This is a genomic window from Bacillus sp. MSP13 (assembly GCF_000815295.1).
GTDB classification, from domain to species: domain Bacteria; phylum Bacillota; class Bacilli; order Bacillales; family Bacillaceae; genus Bacillus; species Bacillus vallismortis.
In genome coordinates, this window is the sequence record NZ_JXAQ01000004.1 from 418,605 (window position 1) to 437,107 (window position 18,503).

The 18,503-nt window shown below is 43.5% G+C and carries 17 protein-coding genes; 4 read left to right on the plus strand and 13 right to left on the minus strand.

The annotated features are described in order from the left end of the window. Nucleotides 1-34: 34 nt before the first annotated feature. The 8 genes from odhB to cdaS all read right to left on the minus strand — a co-directional run bounded on the left by odhB (nt 35) and on the right by cdaS (nt 11,821). Entirely contained in the window at nt 35-1,288 is a 1,254-nt protein-coding gene (gene odhB / locus SC79_RS05375; protein ID WP_039074180.1) for a 2-oxoglutarate dehydrogenase complex dihydrolipoyllysine-residue succinyltransferase, read from the minus strand. 15 nt (nt 1,289-1,303) lie between these two features. Further along, on the minus strand, nt 1,304-4,138 hold the full coding sequence (sucA, locus tag SC79_RS05380) for a 2-oxoglutarate dehydrogenase E1 component (protein WP_039074181.1): 2,835 nt from the start codon (nt 4,136-4,138) through the stop codon (nt 1,304-1,306). 228 nt (nt 4,139-4,366) lie between these two features. After that, complete coding sequence (locus SC79_RS05385) at nt 4,367-6,283, minus strand: nitric oxide reductase activation protein NorD (protein ID WP_039074182.1); 1,917 nt, start codon at nt 6,281-6,283, stop codon at nt 4,367-4,369. Nucleotides 6,284-6,293: 10 nt separating this feature from the next. Then, complete coding sequence (locus SC79_RS05390) at nt 6,294-7,208, minus strand: AAA family ATPase (RefSeq protein ID WP_082022552.1); 915 nt, start codon at nt 7,206-7,208, stop codon at nt 6,294-6,296. A 63-nt stretch (nt 7,209-7,271) separates the two neighbouring features. Next, nucleotides 7,272-7,862 (minus strand): superoxide dismutase family protein, encoded by a 591-nt coding sequence (locus SC79_RS05395; RefSeq protein ID WP_039074184.1) that lies wholly within the window; start codon nt 7,860-7,862, stop codon nt 7,272-7,274. A gap of 291 nt (nt 7,863-8,153) precedes the next feature. Then, nucleotides 8,154-9,389, minus strand: a complete 1,236-nt coding sequence (locus tag SC79_RS05400) for a C40 family peptidase (RefSeq protein WP_039074185.1) — start codon at nt 9,387-9,389, stop codon at nt 8,154-8,156. 368 nt (nt 9,390-9,757) lie between these two features. Then, on the minus strand, nt 9,758-10,975 hold the full coding sequence (locus SC79_RS05405) for a macrolide family glycosyltransferase (protein ID WP_039074186.1): 1,218 nt from the start codon (nt 10,973-10,975) through the stop codon (nt 9,758-9,760). A gap of 231 nt (nt 10,976-11,206) precedes the next feature. Continuing rightward, nucleotides 11,207-11,821 (minus strand): sporulation-specific diadenylate cyclase CdaS, encoded by a 615-nt coding sequence (cdaS, locus tag SC79_RS05410; protein WP_039074187.1) that lies wholly within the window; start codon nt 11,819-11,821, stop codon nt 11,207-11,209. 274 nt (nt 11,822-12,095) lie between these two features. Between cdaS and SC79_RS05415 the strand changes: the two genes are divergently transcribed. Next, complete coding sequence (locus tag SC79_RS05415; RefSeq protein ID WP_039074188.1) at nt 12,096-13,454, plus strand: MATE family efflux transporter; 1,359 nt, start codon at nt 12,096-12,098, stop codon at nt 13,452-13,454. Nucleotides 13,455-13,469: 15 nt separating this feature from the next. Beyond that, on the plus strand, nt 13,470-14,318 hold the full coding sequence (gene rsbRC, locus SC79_RS05420) for an RsbT co-antagonist RsbRC (RefSeq protein WP_039074189.1): 849 nt from the start codon (nt 13,470-13,472) through the stop codon (nt 14,316-14,318). A 25-nt stretch (nt 14,319-14,343) separates the two neighbouring features. On the opposite strand, the gene bshB2 is transcribed toward rsbRC, so the two are convergent. The 4 genes from bshB2 to rarD form a co-directional block, all read right to left on the minus strand. Further along, nucleotides 14,344-15,009 carry a bacillithiol biosynthesis deacetylase BshB2 gene (bshB2, locus tag SC79_RS05425; RefSeq protein WP_010328021.1) on the minus strand — a complete coding sequence of 222 codons (666 nt, stop codon included), beginning with the start codon at nt 15,007-15,009 and terminating at the stop codon, nt 14,344-14,346. An 18-nt stretch (nt 15,010-15,027) separates the two neighbouring features. After that, nucleotides 15,028-15,378 (minus strand): YojF family protein, encoded by a 351-nt coding sequence (locus SC79_RS05430; protein ID WP_039074190.1) that lies wholly within the window; start codon nt 15,376-15,378, stop codon nt 15,028-15,030. Further along, on the minus strand, nt 15,378-15,653 hold the full coding sequence (locus SC79_RS05435) for a hypothetical protein (protein ID WP_039074191.1): 276 nt from the start codon (nt 15,651-15,653) through the stop codon (nt 15,378-15,380). Before SC79_RS05435 ends, SC79_RS05430 begins: the two co-directional genes overlap by 1 nt. A 74-nt stretch (nt 15,654-15,727) precedes the next feature. Then, entirely contained in the window at nt 15,728-16,624 is an 897-nt protein-coding gene (rarD, locus tag SC79_RS05440; RefSeq protein ID WP_039074192.1) for an EamA family transporter RarD, read from the minus strand. A 98-nt stretch (nt 16,625-16,722) separates the two neighbouring features. Between rarD and SC79_RS05445 the strand changes: the two genes are divergently transcribed. Beyond that, complete coding sequence (locus tag SC79_RS05445; RefSeq protein ID WP_039074193.1) at nt 16,723-17,187, plus strand: Hsp20/alpha crystallin family protein; 465 nt, start codon at nt 16,723-16,725, stop codon at nt 17,185-17,187. A 32-nt stretch (nt 17,188-17,219) separates the two neighbouring features. Here SC79_RS05445 and SC79_RS05450 read toward each other — a convergent pair whose 3' ends face one another. Further along, nucleotides 17,220-17,456, minus strand: a complete 237-nt coding sequence (locus SC79_RS05450) for a hypothetical protein (RefSeq protein ID WP_039074194.1) — start codon at nt 17,454-17,456, stop codon at nt 17,220-17,222. Between the two features lie 573 nt (nt 17,457-18,029). On the opposite strand from SC79_RS05450, the gene SC79_RS05455 reads away from it, so the two are divergent. Then, complete coding sequence (locus tag SC79_RS05455) at nt 18,030-18,419, plus strand: tautomerase family protein (RefSeq protein WP_010328026.1); 390 nt, start codon at nt 18,030-18,032, stop codon at nt 18,417-18,419. Nucleotides 18,420-18,503: the final 84 nt, after the last annotated feature.

An 18,503-nucleotide genomic window follows, 5' to 3' on the forward strand; every position in this document is an offset into this window, starting at 1 on the left:
TACATCACTTTTTTCGTGATGTACCCTTTTTTAATTATCCCTCTAATAAAAGCTGTTCAGGATCTTCCAGTAAATTTTTGATTGTCACTAAGAAACCAACCGCTTCTTTACCGTCAACAATCCGGTGATCATAAGATAAAGCGATATACATCATCGGACGGTTTTCGAAACGCTCTTCATCAATGGCGACAGGGCGCAATTGAATCTTATGCATGCCCAGTATACCGACTTGAGGGCTGTTTAAAATCGGAGTCGACATCAGTGAACCGAAAGTCCCTCCGTTTGTAATTGTGAAGGAACCGCCCTGAAGCTCGCCAAGGGTTAATTTGTTGTTTCTTGCTTTTTTCGCAAGCTCGCCGATTTCTTTCTCGATTCCTGCAAATGTCAGGCGATCCGCATCCCGTACAACAGGAACGACAAGGCCTTCTTCAGCCGCAACAGCAATCCCAATATCGTAGAATTTCTTAACGATGAGCTCATCGCCTTGAATTTCCGCATTCAAGAGCGGATATTTTTTCAGCGCAGCGACGACTGCTTTCGTGAAGAAAGACATAAAGCCGAGCTTCACTTCGTTTTGCTCAAAGAATTGATCTTTGCGGCGTTTTCTGAGATTCATGACAGCCGTCATGTCTACTTCATTAAACGTAGTCAGCATTGCTGATGTCTGCTGTACCTCTACAAGGCGTTTTGCAATCGTTTGTCTGCGGCGTGACATTTTTTGCACATCGACAGGTTTGTCAAAGCTTTGCTGTGCTTTTTGAGCTTGAGGCTTCTGCTTTTGCTGAGGAGCCGGTTTTGATGCCGGTTTTTCGTACGCTTCGACATCCTGCTTGCGCACTCTTCCAAGCGGATCTCCCGTTGGAACCTGAGACAGGTCAATCCCTTTTTCTCTAGCCAGCTTACGGGCTGAAGGAGAAGCGATTGTTCTGGATTTTGCTTCGGTTTGCGCTTCCTCGCTCACCTCTTGCGCCGCTGGTTCAGCCTGTTTCTCTTCTTTCTCGCTATCTTTGCTCTCAGCTTTCTCTGAAGGAGCAGGGGCAGAACTTTCACCCGCGCCTTCTGAAATCGTACCGATAATTTCTCCGACCTGGACGGTATCACCCGAATCTTTCAATACCTCTTGAAGTACGCCCGATTCTTCTGCTGTCAATTCAACATTTACTTTATCCGTTTCTAGTTCAAGCAGATATTCACCCTGTTCTACATAGTCACCAGGCTGCTTTAACCATTGGGCTATTGTTCCTTCTGAGATTGATTCTGCTAATTCAGGTACCTTAATTTCCGCCATTTTTTCATTTCCCCCTTAGTTTTTGCGAGTCAAGCTATCAGATACAATACGTTCCTGTTCTTTTTTATGAACTGTCGGATCTCCTTCTGCAGGGCTGGATCGTCTTCTTCGTCCAATATATTGAACGCCTACTCCCTTTGGTGCAATTTCTGTCAAATACGGGCTGATATAACTCCAAGCCCCCATGTTCTGCGGTTCTTCCTGCACCCAAACGATTTCTTTCAGGTTCGGAAGTTTTGCAAATAATTCTTTGATTCCTTTTGCCGGGAATGGATACAGCTGTTCAATTCTCGCAATGTGAAGCCACTCTTTACCGTCTTCTAACTTGTTGAAATGGTCGCTGATGTCTATGGACACTTTCCCGCTGGATAATACAAGTCTGGTTACTTTTTCATAGTCATGAGAAAGTCCGGACTGTTCATAAACAGGCTGGAAGCGGCTTTCGCTGAGCTCCTGCACTTCCGAAACCGTATTCGGATTACGGAGAAGGCTCTTTGGCGTCATAATGACAAGCGGCCTGATTTCTTCACGAAGCAGCATTTTGGCCTGTCTTCTTAAAATATGAAAATATTGTGCGGCGCTTGTCAGGTTGGCAACCGTCCAGTTGTTTTCCGCCGCAAGCTGCAGGAACCGTTCGATTCTTCCGCTTGAGTGCTCGGGCCCCTGTCCCTCGTAACCATGCGGAAGAAGCATGACTAATCCGGATTTTTGGCCCCATTTCGCGCGTCCGGCAGAAATGAATTGGTCAAAATACACTTGAGCAGCGTTGGCAAAATCTCCGTACTGGGCTTCCCACATGACAAGCGTTTCTGGTGAATGCACGTTATAGCCATATTCAAAGCCGAGAACCGATCCTTCAGACAGCGGGCTATTATGAACCGCAAAAGATGTCTCGCAGTCAGTTAAGTGATGAAGCGGCACAAATTCTTCGCCCGTCTCACTGTCATGAAGCACAAGGTTTCTTTGGGCGAACGTTCCGCGCTCAGAATCCTGTCCTGTTAAACGAATCGGTGTTCCGTCTTTTAAAATAGATGCAAATGCGAGTGATTCTGCCAAAGACCATTCCACTTTTCTGTCATCATCGAACGCTTTGGCGCGTCTTTCTAAAATGCGCTTAAGCTTGCCGAAAACGTTAAATGACTCCGGCCAGTTGACCAATTCGCCATTCAGCTTGCGGAGCACATCAAAATCAATGGATGTGTCCACATCAGGAAAACCGTTTGAAACAGGCTCTGGAAGTTCAATTTCAGTAGCGGTCGGTTCCTTTTTAGCCGGCACTTTCTGATAAGCATCCTCAATGCGCTTCGTTACTGATTTTTCGATGTTTTGAACAACTTCCTCATCAAGCACGCCTTCTTTCACAAGCTTTTCAGCGAAAATGTGTTTGACGGTCGGATGCTTTCTGACAGCATCATACAGCATTGGCTGAGTGGTAGACGGCTCATCCATTTCGTTATGTCCGTAGCGTCTGTACCCGATCAAGTCAATCAGAAAGTCTTTGTTGAATGTTTTTCGGTATTCTACCGCAAACTTAACAGCTGAAAGACAGGCTTCAGGATCATCCGCATTCACGTGGACAATTGGAATTTCATAGCCCTTCGCCAGATCACTGGCATATTTTGTTGATCTTGATTCAGCGCTTTCTGTTGTGAATCCGATCATGTTATTGGCGATAATATGAATCGCACCGCCTACTTGATACCCTTTTAAAGAACTTAAATTCAATGTTTCAGCGACAATTCCTTCCCCAGGGAATGCTGCGTCTCCATGAATTAAAATGGCAAGCGATTTCGTTTCGTCCTGCACAGGGTATCCGCTTTGTGTTCTCGTTTCCTGTGCCGCTCTTGTGCTGCCTTCAACAATCGGGTTGATAAATTCCAAATGGCTCGGGTTGTTTGCTAACGTAATGCGCGCTGATTTGGTTGCGGCGTCTTGAAGCTCCCGATTCGCCCCGAGATGGTATTTGACATCCCCTGTCCATCCGTAGCTGATTCCGATTGATCCCTCAGACGGGACAAGATCTTTGTTCGGCGCATGCTGGAATTCGGAGAAAATGATTTCATACGGTTTGCCGAGCACGTGCGCCAAGACATTCAGGCGCCCCCTGTGCGCCATCCCGATGTTGACACTTGTCGTACCGGATTTGACAGATTGTGCAATAATGTCATCCAGCACTGGAACAAGTGCGTCCAGACCCTCAATGGAAAAACGCTTCTGTCCGACGAATGTGCGGTGTAAAAACTGCTCGAAGCCCTCTACTTCTGTCAGTCTTTCCAGCACAGCCGACAGCTTTTCAGCTGAGTTCTTCTGAAAGAGCTCGCCAGATTCAATCATCTTTGTCAGCCACTCGCGCTCTTTGAAGTCATGCACGTGGTCAAATTCAAATGAGATCGTTCTTTTATACGTATTTCGTAAATACTGAATGGCTTCTAAACCGTTCGTAATGTTTTTAGGAGCGTCTTTGCAAATTACTGACGCAGGTATTGCTTTTATTTCCTCTTCTGTTAGCCCGTAATCGGATAATGGAAAGAGTTCGCTCTTTTTCCCATCCTTTCTGAGCGGATTGACGGAAGCGTTTAAATGGCCATAGGTTCGGATATCTTCTGCAAGTCTGACTGCGGCTGCGATCTTTTGAATCAGATCGGCTGTAACACGTCCCTTTTCTTCTGTTCCCGAGGCCTCTTTTATATCGTTTGGCGGAGCACCTAGCTCGTCGAACATTTCCTTTAGATCCGGGTCAATGCTGTTCGGATCCTGGGTGTACTGATCGTAAAGCTCCAGCGCATAGCCGAGGTTCGGACCGTAAAAATCTTCCCAATTCATTCGTTGTTTCATACTATTTTGAAACATTTGAATATTACCCCCAACTTAGATAATCAAGTGATTGATTCACTATCTTAAAATAACTTTCGAACGATGTGTCCAAAATTATGTAATAAAAACGCTTCCAACGATATTTTACCACTGTTTGCAATTTGATTCTACCTTGATTGTTCACAAAATAGTAAAAAACCTTCATAAAAAACAAAAAATTTAATCATTTGAAAAAAGGAACGCCAAAAAGCATAGGATCAAGAGTTAACCTATGCTTTTATGGAGCAGTTTTTTCAGCAGCGGATACAGAACATCCGGGAGCTGATCGACATCCGGGACGAATATACTGAATTTTCCGTACATATCCTGAATGGTCTTCATCTGTGATTCTTCTATCTCTGTGTTGGAAAGAAAAACATTTATGACTTCTATTCCTCTTTTTCGCGCTTCAATAACCGCTTCACTTGTATCGACTATTCCGTTTTGTTCATAGCCAAACGCGGCCGGCTCTCCATCCGAGAAAACAATTAAGAACTTTTGCGCCTCGCTGCGCTGCAGCATTTGTTTCGTCATCTGGCGGATCGCATAGCCGTCACGGTTATCTTCCTCAGGCTCAAGCTGCATAATGGCAGGCCCGGCATCTTGTCTTAATGACGATTGGAAAGGAATAACCGTATTGAAATAGTTTGGCTGGCTTGTTTCGGTCGCATCGTTTGTGTCTTCCCAGAAACCGACAATCTGATGCGGAACGGCTACCGATTTCAACGCTTCGTGAAACAGCACGATTCCCCGCTTTGTCTCTTCCATTTTGTCGAACATGCTGGCTGAACAGTCGACCAGCAAAGTAAAAGCTGCGTCAATTTCGGAAGACGGTTCTTGCTTTTTGTAGAACAGGCGCGGATTCCGCTCCGTGAAGTAACGGAGGAGCTTATTGTTCAGCCGGCCGGCATGAAGATCTGTTCTCGGCAATGTTTTTTTATGCTCCAGCGTTTTTTGAATCATTTGTTTCAAACGCTTTTGATATGATTCGATCGTTTTTGCCTGCTGTTTATAAGAAAGCGCTTCTTCACTTGTAGCCGGCTTCGGTTCTTTGTAAATCGGAAATGCGTATTTATTTTCTTTTCCGTCGGCCATACCCGCTCCGTTTGGCTGGTCTTTCCGGGACTCCAGCGCTTCCAGCTTGGAATAGTCTTTCCGTTTTGTTTGTCTGGCTGATCCTTGGACTGAACCAAGCGCTTGATCTCCATCGTCGCCTTCCCTTGAAGCGTCTTTTCCTACATCTGATTTCGCGCCGTGTTCAATATCAAATTGAAGGAAGCTCTTAGAGGGCGCTTCTGTTTCCCGGTGCCACGTCGGCATTTCTTCTTCATGAATATCCTCGTCGCCGTCTGACTTTTTCGGAAGTGTGATGTCATCACTCAGCTTCGGCGCTTTTTTCTCTTCTTCAAACAATGGCTGTTCTGCGGCTTTTGCGTAATCAAGCTCAGGCAAAAAGAAGTAGGTGTTCAGCATGTCTTTATCAAGCACCTCTTCAAGCCCGTCCATGAGGTCTTCAACAATTTTCAGAACCTGACGTGTCGAATCTGCTTCATACACACGCAAAAGCTGCTGCTCAATAAACGGGCGCATCAGATCAATATCTTCACGCATAGACGGAAGGGTCTCGAGCGGCGACTCAGCTGTTAGCTTGACATAGATCGCGCAAAAGAGGGCATCCGTAAAAATGCTTCGCTCTAAATTTAAAGTCAGCTGGGTCGAGAAGTGTTTTCTGTACATGTCTTTTCGCTTCGCAAATACATGTTTCGTACCCGGACGCTCGTGTTTGATGCATTCTTCAATTCTGATGTCCTCAAGCAGCATAAACAGCTGCTTTGCAAAGCTTTTGAATGTCAGATGCCGATGAATATCATCCAAAAAGCTCGCAAACTCTTGCAAAGAGCTATATCTCGTTCCGACCGAGCGCAAGTAGACGTCGCTTTTTAGGCCCGCTTCCATGTCCTCAGCCGCCCTGTCCTTCCAAAAATGGCTCATATAAATTTTCTTTTCAAAAGGGTTGTAATACGACTGAACGCCATACTCCACTTCTACCGCTTCACTCTTGGTCAGTGTTTTGGCCAAATCAGTGAGCATCATAAATAAAAACGAATCGATTGTGCTGTCGTTAAATTTGATAAATTTCATCGCAGCTCCCTCATTCAAACAGAGTTTCAGCGATATTTCGGACTGCCGCCTTTTCTCGGTCATCATCAAGCTTTTCTACAATTCCCCGCTCAATCGCACGGCGCGGCGGAATATAAGCGGCTAAATCACATGTATCAATTAATGCTCTGATGGATGCCGCCTCCTCAGACACCTGGCCGTTATTGGCCTGGACGATCAGGTCAGAGGAAAGCGTGATAAACCGGTCAATCAATTTCTCATCTTTCAGGGCTGACTGAGACATGAGCACTTGTTTTAGCAGCTCGCCTTTAATATAAGGTACATCAATGATGACAAAACGGTTTTTCAATGCTTCATTCAGCGGAACAGTTCCGACATAGCCTTCATTGATGGCCGCAATGACTCCGAACCCTTCTTTAGCCCGAATGACCTCGCCTGTAAACGGATTTGTCATCATTTTTCTGTAATCTAATACACCGTTTAAAATGGGCAGTGTTTCCGGCTTTGCCATATTGATTTCATCTATATAAAGAAAATGGCCTTCTTTCATCGCTTTTGTGACAGGCCCTGAAACAAACTCGATCGTTGCCTGGCCAGATTGATTTTCAATCGTTTTATAGCCGACTAAGGCTTCAGCGTCCAAGTCCACTGAACAGTTGACACTGTGCATCGGTTTATGAAAATAGCCTGACAATGTTTCTGCCAGCTTTGTTTTTCCTGAGCCGGTAGGCCCTTTCAGCAGGACATTTTTTCCCATGGCTAATGCGATGATGGCGTCAAATAAAATCGCTTCATCCTCCGCCTCATAGCCTGTCGTTCCGATAAGCGACTGAAACTCAGGGGAAATCGGCTGGTCTTTATATAATAAAAGCTTTTGTTGTATCTCTTCAGGCAATATTACGTGCTGTATTTGAGTTGTCATAGTCTGGTTCCCTTTCCTGTTCATATTCCATAAAAGAGTATACTAAAAAAGCCCCTGTATACTCAATACAAAAGGGCTTGGATGATTTTACTGCTTCTCGTTATTTCCGGAAAGGGCTCCGCAGACGATACGCGCACCTGAATTTCCGCTAGGATTCGTTAAATAATCGTCGGCATGTTCATGAATAATAAACGCACTCCCATCATGATCGAGGATATTTAGCTTACTTCCTTTTTTCAGTGAGGTGTCCGGCGCATTCATTATGACATCTACTTTTCCATCGGCACCAACTTCAAGGTTTGGCAGATCTCCGGCATGATTCCCCATCGGATTGTTGAAGCCGTGTTCTTTGTTCAGCGGATTAAAATGGCCTCCCGCTGATTCAAAATCCGGCCTGACACATGAACCTTTCTCATGAATATGAAAACCTAGTGAAGCGCCGGGACGCAGGCTGTTAGCTGAAACGTGAATATCGAGGCCTTCGTCATCTGATTCTTTGATTTCTATAAAACCGACTGCTTTGCCTTCACGATTAACCAGCTGGACATGGTGACCAAACGCTGACGTTTCAATCACTTCTTTTTCCGGCACCCGCTCAGGAGGATCATGAGGGTTTTTTTGTCCGCATCCCGCAACTCCCAGGGCCGTCAGCAACATCAACAGCAAGAGACGGTACATACTGTCTCCCCCTTGTTTTTTCTAACAGTGTGGTCAATCATTGTCTGATCTAAACAAAAAAGCCTATAAAAAGGCTTTTTACAGCGTGTCGGCAAACCCTCGCATTCATTGCCAGCTCTGCTGTGTCTGAGCTTAGCAGCTACAATCTAGAGACCCTGTTCAAACGCCTGTGTCACACCGTATCCTGAGGAAGTCATCCCCAATGCTCACGCTTCAAGGGTTTCCAATTACGCTGAAAAGATAACAACATCCTAAACCAAAAACGTTTTAGGATGTTGTCCATACTCATTTTTAAAAATAGCTTTTTGCGCCCAAATAGCGTTGTTTCCAATATGAATTACTGAGATTGGAGACGTCGACGCCTGATGAGCTTGCATGAATAAAGTCTCCGCCGCCCAGGTAAATCCCCATGTGAGACGGTCCTGATTTATATGTCGTAAAGAAGACAAAATCTCCAACTGACGGCTGGCTGACGTTTTGCATCACATTCCAATACCCTGCCGTACTTAATCTAGATATCGATGATACTTTGTTAATGAGGTAATAAATGTAACCGCTGCAATCAAAACCGGCAGGCGTGTTTCCGCCCCAGCGGTATGGCACCCCGACATATTTTTTCGCTTCTGTTATCATTCTGTCAATTTTCGAGCCTATTTGAACGTTTGATCCCGAGTTGTCTTTTGGCTTTGTCTGATTTGAATTGTCAGGTTTTGATGCTCCTGAAATCGTCAGAACCTGCCCGATTTGCAGAACATCAGATGATAAATTGTTTTTATATCGGATGCTTTGCACACTAACCCCGAGCTGATTCGCGATTTTCCAGAGCGAATCGCCTGCTTTCACCTTGTATGTAGCTGTTTTTGAAGAATTGGAGTTTGACGGCTTCTTGGAACCGCTGCTTCCGCTGTTAGATGAACTGTTCCCTTTTATTTTGAGTACCTGCTTAGGGTACAGCGTATCTGATGTTAAGCCATTTAAGGTTTTTAATTCGGCTACTGTCATATGTAAGCTGTTAGCGATTTTCCACAGAGAGTCACCAAGCTTAACTGTATATGTACTTTTTGACGAGCCTGAAGAATTGGAACCGCTGTTTTTTTTCGATCCGTTTGAGCCGCTTGAACTGCTTGTCCCTTTAATCTTAAGCTTTTGTCCGGGCCGAATGAGGTCACTTGTCAGGCTGTTTATACTTTTAAGCTCAGAAACACTCATTTTATGATTTTTAGCAATCATCCACAACGAATCACCATAGGCAACTGTGTATGTTGACGTTTTGCTTGAGTGTGATGGGGATGTCGTGCTTTTTTTGCTGCTCTTAGGAATTTTAAGGCTTTGTCCGGCATAAATCACCGTTGATTTCAATTTGTTTTCGGATTTCAGAGCTGATATCGTCGTATCGTACTGGCGGGAAAGTTTCCAAAGAGAGTCACCGTTTTTCACTTTAATTGTTTTTGCTTCCGCGGGCGCTGCGGCAATCGATGACCCAACAACTGCGGAAACAGCCAAGCCGGCTACAATCTTCTTTTTCATTCAATCAACCTCCTAAACTGTTTATGCGCAAAAACAGTAGTATTTTCTTTCCAAAAATGGGCACACATCAGTTTTATCGTCACTTTTTTCAGCAAGTTAAACCCTTTTCAAATAATCCGCAGCCATTTCAGCATCGTTCGACATTTAGTCCTTCAAACAAACACCTAATATTTTACATGAGTTGCCTATATTTTTTCGAAAGTCTAAGGAACTATTTAAGCGAGGGGTACAAATGATGGGTTTCTTTGATGAACGGAGCAGATTTGCCTCCTTTCTTGTCTGTTTTTCCTATCAATTCTCTATCGGCGTGTCAAATCCCTTCACGAAAAAATAGAAAGCCTGTCCTATTGTAAGAACAGGCTATTACACTATGCGTTAGCAGATTGCTTTTTGTGTTTCACAAATTCAAGAATACGATCGGCAGCTTTTTTAGAGCCGCCCGCCGCTTGCAGTGATTGTCCAATTTCTTTTGCCTTTTCAGCATATGCACGATTGTTCATTACTTCTTGAATCGTCTCTTTCAGAAGGCTTTCAGATAATTGTTCTTTTTTCAGCACTTTTCCTGCGCCGACTTTTTCCACCTGATTTGCGACGACAAACTGGTCACCTCCCATCGGAATGACAACAAGCGGGGTTTCAAAATACAAACCTTCACTTGTGCTGTTCATCCCGCCGTGAGTCACAAATAAGCTGGCTCTTTTCAGGATCTCTAGCTGAGGGACATAAGGGCGCACAATAAAATTTTCCGGAATGTCGTTTAACTCACTCGGTTTCATATGCTTGCCGATGGAAAGCACAACTTTACCGTCAAAGTCTTTACACACTTCTAGGCATTGATTAAAAAACTGCTTTTGATTGTTAAAAATGGTTCCCATTGAAATAAACAGCACGTTTTCATTGTCAATTTGATCAAATGGGAAATCCTTGTTTCCGGCTCTTTCCGTAATGGAAGGACCGACAAATACATAGCGATCGCCAAATTTCTCGGCTAATGGCTGAAATTCTCTTGATGTAAAGACAATCGTCAAGTCCCCATCTGCTAAAAAAACATCAAATGGCTTCTTGATCTCTGCTTGAAATTCAGTATTTAAGGTTTCTGCAAGCTGCTGATAAGATTCATAATGAGGCGAGTCTTCAAGTGATCCTTTCATGTATCCTCCCATCATTTGCTTCGTAAATTCCTCATTCATTGCAAAGGTTGTACACAATGAAAATCTCGGCAGCTTCAGCAAATTGGCAATGATTTTACCAGCGAGAAGATGGTGGTCATAGATCACATAATCATATGATTCATGTTTGACTTCATCATAAATATGAGTCACGATCTCAATACAGCCTCTCAAAAAGACGCAGATCATTTCAGTGACATCTCTTTCTTCGTTTCCAGTTGCGTTTTTCCCGAAGTGATCCTCCCGAAAATCCTGATACTCACGAAACTCGACATCAAGAGCATCAATTTTTTCTTTGTATTCCTTCACTGCATAGTAAGTAATTTGTTCTCCCCGGGATTTCAGCTCCTTCATTACACCGATAGACGGATTAATATGCCCTTCACCGGGGAAACCGATCATTAATACGTTAGCCATGCGGCAGCACCCTTCCTATAATAGATGTAATAATTTTATACGGTACTACAAATACAAAATCAGGTGAAGTATTTAACTTAATTAATATTAATCATATATAACTTTTCTACTAGTTTATATTTTTTGTTCAGCCCAAAAAGCATTCAGCGTAAAGTGAATGCTTTAAAAAAGGGGTGAATTCAGTCCTATTGACTCAAGCTAGGAGTCATTTTCAGGCCCTTTTATTTATTTTTACGTTCTTGGCGAAATTAACGGATATAATACACCGTCTTTAGCAAACGACATCTTCCCTGTCTCTTCTGAAACAACGAGCACAAGCGCATCCGTATATCCCGACATACCAAGAGCCGCTCGGTGCCGTGTTCCCAAATGAATATCCACTTCCTTTGTTGTCAGCGGGAGGACATTGCCTGCTGAGACGAGTTTATTTTCTCTCACCAATAAAGCGCCATCATGAAGAGGGTTTCCGGGGAAAAAGATGCTCTCAATTAATGAAGCGCTAATTTCCGCATGAAGGGAGGTCCCTTTTTGAATAAAGTGTTCAACCGGGTCTGTTCTTTCTATCACAATTAGAGCACCATGCTTATGTTCTGATAAAGCTTTAATCGCCTTGGCCAGCTCGATGAATGCCGGCGTAAATTGCTCAATGTATGACTGCAAATAAAAGGATGATGCGATGCCCTGCATGTCCTGAAAAATATGCCCTAATTCATCTAACTCACAAAGAAGGCACTGGTCTTTTTCGTGAAGTGTTTTCAAAATTAGCGACGTATCAACCAATATTTCCTCCAAGAATATTTGTATCTTTCCTTTAAATACATTTTCCGACATTTGTTCATAACGCATAGACCTTCATCTCCTATCAAATTTCCAACTTTTCACGCATGCTTATTTTATTGATGCACATTCTATAGGTAAAGGAGGGATGTAAAGAATGGAAATTCAAAGAATCATTCAGTATATTTTCACCTTTTTAGGCGTGATTTCGCTTTCTTTTATTTATGCCCAAATGTTTAGAAAAACGAAGCCGACAAAAAAAGAATAGGGCCGGCGTTCATTGCTTTTTATACACAAAATGTTATAATTTCTCTCGTTATGAAAAAGAAACGGAGATCAATGTATGAAAGAAACTCAAAACGCCCGGCAAAAGATCAAACAGCTTTTGCACATTTTCATTCCGATATTCATTACCCAGGTAGGGCTTTCTCTTATGACGTTTTTAGATACGGTGATGTCAGGGAGAGTCAGTGCCGCTGATTTAGCCGGTGTCGCCATTGGATCAAGCCTTTGGACCCCTGTTTATACGGGACTTGCAGGCATTTTAATGGCGGTCACTCCGATTGTCGCTCATTTATTGGGCGCTGAAAAAAAACAGAAGATTCCCTTTACTGTTTTACAGGCTGTATATGTGGCTGCGCTTCTTAGCATCGCCGTTTTAGCGATTGGATATGCTGCAGTTGACCTTGTTCTTGGCCGATTACACCTTGAGGCACAAGTGTATGAGGTTGCCAAACACTTTTTAGGTTTTTTATCGCTGGGCATTTTCCCTTTATTTGTTTACACCGTTTTGAGGTCATTTATTGATTCACTAGGAAAAACGAGAGTCACCATGATGATTACACTTAGTTCTCTTCCGATCAATTTTGTATTGAATTACGTATTCATCTTCGGGAAATTCGGGCTGCCGGCCCTTGGCGGCGTTGGCGCCGGACTAGCGTCTGCGCTTACTTATTGGTGTATCTGCATCATCAGTTTTTTCATTATTTATAAATCCGCACCGTTTTCGGAATACGGGATTTTTCTTACAATGTATACATTCTCTTGGAAAGCATGCAAAAATATGCTCAAAATCGGGCTGCCTATTGGGTTTGCCGTCTTTTTTGAAACGAGCATTTTCGCAGCTGTCACGCTTCTGATGAGCCATTTTCATACAGTCACGATCGCGTCCCACCAGGCGGCCATGAACTTCGCTTCACTTTTATATATGCTGCCGCTCAGCGTGTCCATGGCTTTAACAATTGTTGTCGGTTTTGAAGCCGGTGCATCTCGTTTTAAGGATGCACGCTCCTATAGCTTAATCGGCATCATGATGGCAATCGGTTTTTCTTTGTTGACCGCTGCCTGTATCCTTTTATTCAGAGGCCAAATCGCCGGCATGTACACGTCTGACCCCGATGTACTCCGGCTGACACAGCACTTTTTAATTTATGCACTGTTTTTTCAGCTTTCCGATGCTGTTGCAGCACCGATTCAGGGAGCGCTCAGGGGATACAAAGATGTAAACTATACGCTGGCGGCCGCTTTTGTTTCTTACTGGGTCATTGGCCTTCCTGTCGGTTATGTGGTCGGCACGTATACAAGTCTCGGCGCGTTCGGGTATTGGATCGGACTCATTGCTGGACTCGCCGCCGGAGCAGTTGGACTGTTTTTCAGGCTGGCTAACCTGCAAAAACGTTATTCGCAAAAACAATACATTTAAAAGAGGTGATCAATCATGGCTAAAAATAAGAAATTATACGAATATCTTTCTCAGCATGCGGAGACAATCAGTTCAACATGGTACGAAACAATCGAGGAGACTGATCCGAATTCCATTTATGCATCAACAGACCCTGCAGTCATTCACAATTTAAAGAACCAGAATCTAGCCTTCAATTATAAGATAAATCGCATTTTCATAGATGATGAGGAGGTATACCTGCCTATACTGAAAGAATGGGCCTTTGAAGTGACACAGGATCAAGAGCATTTAAAGACTCCTATTCACTATATTATCCGGGAGTTTGTCAGAGTGAGAGATTTATATCTATCCTATGTGAAAGAATTTGTCCATCTCAATCAGGACACTGTGAAAGGCGAAGAAGCTGAAGATCTTTATCATTCCCTTATCAAAGCGTTCGATCTTGTGATTCATATTTTTATAGAAGAAATGTACAAAAACACAAGCCTCCAGCTTCAGGCTCAAAAAGACATGATTACTGAATTAAGCGCGCCTGTCATTGTGCTGTTTCACAGCGTCGGATTGCTGCCTTTAATCGGCGATATTGATACCGTACGCGCCAAACTGATTATGGAAAACACCCTGCATCAATGTGCGGAGAAAAAAGTGACGCAGCTGTACATTGATTTATCAGGAGTAGCTGTTATTGATACAATGGTTGCCCACCAGCTGTTCAGCCTGATTGAAGCGCTGCGTTTAATCGGCGTTTCCTCCACATTGTCGGGAATCCGCCCGGAAATCGCGCAAACCGCCGTCCAGTTAGGTTTGTCTTTCGAAGAAATTTCCATGAGATCCACCCTCGCGCAAGCGATCGCATCTGACTTAAAACTAAAAAAGGTATAAGGCTTAAGGCCTTACACCTTTTTGATTAATCATTCCATTGATACGTCCAATATACTTCTTCTTCAAACCATGTTGCCATAACAGGTTCATTGTTTTTCAATTTTTCTTCAAGTTCTCTAAGCATGCCTTCTGTTTGAGTTCTGTGAGCTCGTAACGCATTCAACTTAATATCAGCTACTTCTTTGATATCAAGTACGACATCAGCTTCGCCGAGTACCTCTTCTCTGTTGCGAGTAATCGCCATGCAAAGTGTGCGCGGTCGGTCTTCTTTCTTTTTTCGGTACAATGCACGAATGACCGCTTCTCCGCATGCATCATGGTCGGGATGCACGCCGTGTTCAGGATAAAATGTGACAATTAAACTTGGTTTTACATCATCTATGATCTCTTCCATAATATCAGCTAAATACTCATCGTCTTCAAATTCGAGTGTCTTGTCACGGAGCCCCAGCATCCGCAGGTCATGAATATCCATTTCTTTGCAAGCGTTAATGAGCTCTTGTTTTCTTAAGAGCGGCAATGTTTCCCGATTCGCGAAAAATGGATCGCCCATATTTCTCCCCATTTCACCTAAAGTGGCACAGGCGTAAGTGACGGGAATGTCTTTTTTTCTGTTTAAGGCAATCAGGCCTGCCACTCCGTATGATTCGTCATCAGGGTGAGGCAGGATTACAAGTACGTGTTCTTTCATTATTTTTCACCCTCTTCTTTAAACTGTGAACGGTTTTTCACTGATTTGCAGAGAAATAGCCAGTTTACCGCCCGGCAGGTGTCCGGCCATTAATATACGGTTTTCTTCATCTATCGTGTATTCAGTCAAACCTTCAGCATAAATCCAGCCTTCTTCTGTTTTTAAGCCGATACGGTAAGGCCCGGTTCCTTTGATTTTTGCCTGATGATAGGTGACTTTTGCATTGCGAATATATGCAACAACCGTCATGTTTTTTTCGTTTAAGTGTGCTGAATAAGAACCGGTTGTGGTTTCTAAATGGATATATACAGGGCGGTCCGCATATCGTTCTAAAGATGCTTGCACATCTTCTTTTATGATTGCTTTCATTATTGCTCCCCTCTTTCTTCTTTTAAATGCTCTGCACGTTCTGTATGTAATTTGACCAGCTGACATTTCACTGCCGGTTCGAGCTGTGCATTCACAATGCGCTGGATTGCGGCAAAATATTTTTCCAGCATCGGTTTCCGGAGTCTCGGATGTGTTCGTTTATCCAAGAGCTCAAGATCAATCGCCTCTGCTACCGCTTCCGCGTCATCACTTGCGAGAGATCTGTTGTTCCAGAGTGAAGCGTAGGCTTTCACTATCTCTTTATCATTGTCCATCGTCTTGCTCCTTTATGTCTTACATACATGAAATGATTATACATAATATATGCTTCAGCTAAAAGCCAAAGGTCTCAATGGCTTTTTGACGCCCGTTTCCACTTTACTTGTGAAAACGTAAACAAGAGCAGCGCAGCCCATATACAACTGAAGGTAAAAGCCTTCGAGCTTGAAAAGGGCTCGTGGTAAACAAATAGTCCGATCAGCAAGGTAATGGTCGGTGCAATATATTGCAAAATACCGATCTGATACAGCTGCAGCCGTTTCGCTCCTTCCGCAAACAATAATAGCGGCAAAGCCGTAAACACACCAGCAAAAAAGAGAAGCATCCACATGCCCCCGCTTTCTGCACCCGCTGGCTGAACATGGCCGCTCAGCAGCAAATACCCCAATGCAATCGGCATAATCATTAATGTTTCCAGCGTTAACCCGATGGCGCTCGGCAGGTTGGTTCTTTTTTTGCTTAACCCGTACAGTCCGAAGCTGAATGCGAGCAGAAGCGCAACATAAGGAATGGAGCCGTATTGCAACGCAGAGATGATAACGCCGGCAGCCGCAATCGAAACCGCCACCAGTTGCAGGCGATTCAGTTTTTCCTTTAAAAATAAAATGCCGAGGAGAACGGATACAAGCGGATTAATGTAATAGCCAAGACTAGCCTCAAGCAAAAAACCATGATTGACAGCCCATATGTATACAAACCAGTTAATCGAAATCAGAATAGAAGCGAGAAATAAAGAAAGGATGCCTCCGTTCTTTTTCAATGAGCGCAACACCTGCCATCCTGTTTTCCATTGCCGCAAGAAAAAAAGTACGATACACATAAAAACAAAAGACCATATCATGCGGTGGGCCAAGATATCAAGAGCCGGCAGCTGTTCGAGAAGCTTCCAATAGAGCGGAAACAGCCCCCACATGATAAAGGAAACGGCTGTGTAGAGAATGCCTTTTTTAGTTTCTGAATGTTGCATTGATATCCCTGCCTTTCTATAGAGCATCTTAGATTATATCACGTGAAGGATCGGGCGGGCATATACTATTTTGTCCGTGAAGAAAGGGTGTGACGACGATGTTTGAATGGAACAAGTACTTTCCTTTCCACAATCAGTTTTCCAAGGAAGCATTAAAAAAAGCAGATCCAAAAGAAGTGGAAACGTATGTAAATCGTGTGATGGAAAGCGTGTTCGGCAGTGATTATGCGGCTCAATTTCCTTTCCGCGATCCCCTTCCCCCCAAAAAAGAACAGCACGTCAAACCTGACACTACATCTGACATAGATCTCTTTGAAACAACAGAGCATGTGTTTGTAAAAGTGCCAATCAGTGAAGGCCAGCTGGATCAGGTAAAAATTAAACACACTTCACACACACTAATGATAGAGAATTTCCCGAATGCAAACCATCCCAAAAAGATAAACCTGCCTTGTTTAGTCAAACGCAAAGGAACAAAAGCCGTCTATAAGGACGGCCTTCTGGAAGTGATGTTCCAGAAACAGCATGACTACAATATGTCCGAGGTGGAAATATTCCGATAAAAAACGGCCTGCACCGATGCAGGCCGTTTTTGTTAATAGAAACCGGGGTATCCGCCGTATGGCACACCGGCACCAAAACCGTACGGTGCGCCTCCGTAACCGTAAGGGCCGGGCGGATAAGCGTAAGGGCGTGGGTAGTTAAACAGCGCACTCCCGAGAAAGCCGCCTAATAAACCGCCGACTAAAGGAGCGCCAAACACAAAAGGACTTCGCGCCGGGTATCCGGCTGCAATTGGATTCCCGCGATAATAAGAATGATGAGGGTACATGATTTTTTCCTCCTTTATGTCTGCCTATATGTAAGGTATTCAACAAAGAAGAAAAACGATTGGGCTATGACCAGAAACCTGTAATGTAACATCATCAGCTCTGTCAAACACACAGCAAAGCCCTGATACTGGGAGAACTGTTGTAAGCGGCGCCCCAGTTGGAAATGTTTTTGGTCATGCTCAAGCTTTATCTTTTAAAATCCACCATCAAATGCATGACTAGTGATGAAGACCGATTTTATTGATATCCATGTCTACTAAAAATGAAACAACAAACGTGTGTCCTTTTGCTTTAATCATAAGAAAACAAAAATGCATTGGTTATATAATTGTTATCTTTTGATCAACTTGTAATTCACACTAATTTTCCATCAACGCCTATCAATCACGCTATAGTTCACCTTGTTTCGCTATCACAAACTCAAATCATCAATTAGTTATATGTTGATTACCTTTTGGTTATATGTTATGGTTTTTATCAAGTAAGCGATTCTTATATCTATGCATTGTCTGAAAGCAAATCAATCAATGTGAAAACAGACAGATTACAACTTCACAAGAGGAGGAATTCACATGCCATTATTACGTTTTGATTTAATTGAAGGCCGTGACGAAAAATCACTGCAATTGTTATTAGACACTGCCCATCAAGCCATGGTCGAAGCGTTTGGCGTTCCGGAAAGAGACCGATATCAAATTGTCCATCAGCATCCGGAAAACGAGCTTATGATCCAGGACACAGGATTAGGGTTTCAAAGAAGCAAAGATCTGGTTATCATCAGTATGACAAGCAAAACAAGAACAGAAAGCCAAAAGGAAAAACTGTATGCCCTGCTGGCTGAAAAGCTCCAAGCCGAATGTGGGATTTCCCCTGAAGATTTAATGGTATCCATTACCGAAAATGGTGACGCAGACTGGAGTTTCGGTCTTGGGGAAGCGCAATTTTTGAATGGAAAACTATAAGATAATGAAAATGGCAAGTTTGCATATCATAAAAAAAGAGAGAGTTCCAGCAGATACTCTCTCTTTTCTTCGCTCATTTCTATT

Bases quoted from the DNA above. Each gene is read 5' to 3' on its own strand.
- odhB (WP_039074180.1), bottom strand. From the start codon at position 1,288: ATGGCGGAAATTAAGGTACCTGAATTAGCAGAATCAATCTCAGAAGGA.
- sucA (WP_039074181.1), bottom strand. From the start codon at position 4,138: ATGTTTCAAAATAGTATGAAACAACGAATGAATTGGGAAGATTTTTAC.
- SC79_RS05385 (WP_039074182.1), bottom strand. From the start codon at position 6,283: ATGAAATTTATCAAATTTAACGACAGCACAATCGATTCGTTTTTATTT.
- SC79_RS05390 (WP_082022552.1), bottom strand. From the start codon at position 7,208: ATGAACAGGAAAGGGAACCAGACTATGACAACTCAAATACAGCACGTA.
- SC79_RS05395 (WP_039074184.1), bottom strand. From the start codon at position 7,862: ATGTACCGTCTCTTGCTGTTGATGTTGCTGACGGCCCTGGGAGTTGCG.
- SC79_RS05400 (WP_039074185.1), bottom strand. From the start codon at position 9,389: ATGAAAAAGAAGATTGTAGCCGGCTTGGCTGTTTCCGCAGTTGTTGGG.
- SC79_RS05405 (WP_039074186.1), bottom strand. From the start codon at position 10,975: ATGGCTAACGTATTAATGATCGGTTTCCCCGGTGAAGGGCATATTAAT.
- cdaS (WP_039074187.1), bottom strand. From the start codon at position 11,821: ATGCGTTATGAACAAATGTCGGAAAATGTATTTAAAGGAAAGATACAA.
- SC79_RS05415 (WP_039074188.1), top strand. From the start codon at position 12,096: ATGAAAGAAACTCAAAACGCCCGGCAAAAGATCAAACAGCTTTTGCAC.
- rsbRC (WP_039074189.1), top strand. From the start codon at position 13,470: ATGGCTAAAAATAAGAAATTATACGAATATCTTTCTCAGCATGCGGAG.
- bshB2 (WP_010328021.1), bottom strand. From the start codon at position 15,009: ATGAAAGAACACGTACTTGTAATCCTGCCTCACCCTGATGACGAATCA.
- SC79_RS05430 (WP_039074190.1), bottom strand. From the start codon at position 15,378: ATGAAAGCAATCATAAAAGAAGATGTGCAAGCATCTTTAGAACGATAT.
- SC79_RS05435 (WP_039074191.1), bottom strand. From the start codon at position 15,653: ATGGACAATGATAAAGAGATAGTGAAAGCCTACGCTTCACTCTGGAAC.
- rarD (WP_039074192.1), bottom strand. From the start codon at position 16,624: ATGCAACATTCAGAAACTAAAAAAGGCATTCTCTACACAGCCGTTTCC.
- SC79_RS05445 (WP_039074193.1), top strand. From the start codon at position 16,723: ATGTTTGAATGGAACAAGTACTTTCCTTTCCACAATCAGTTTTCCAAG.
- SC79_RS05450 (WP_039074194.1), bottom strand. From the start codon at position 17,456: ATGTACCCTCATCATTCTTATTATCGCGGGAATCCAATTGCAGCCGGA.
- SC79_RS05455 (WP_010328026.1), top strand. From the start codon at position 18,030: ATGCCATTATTACGTTTTGATTTAATTGAAGGCCGTGACGAAAAATCA.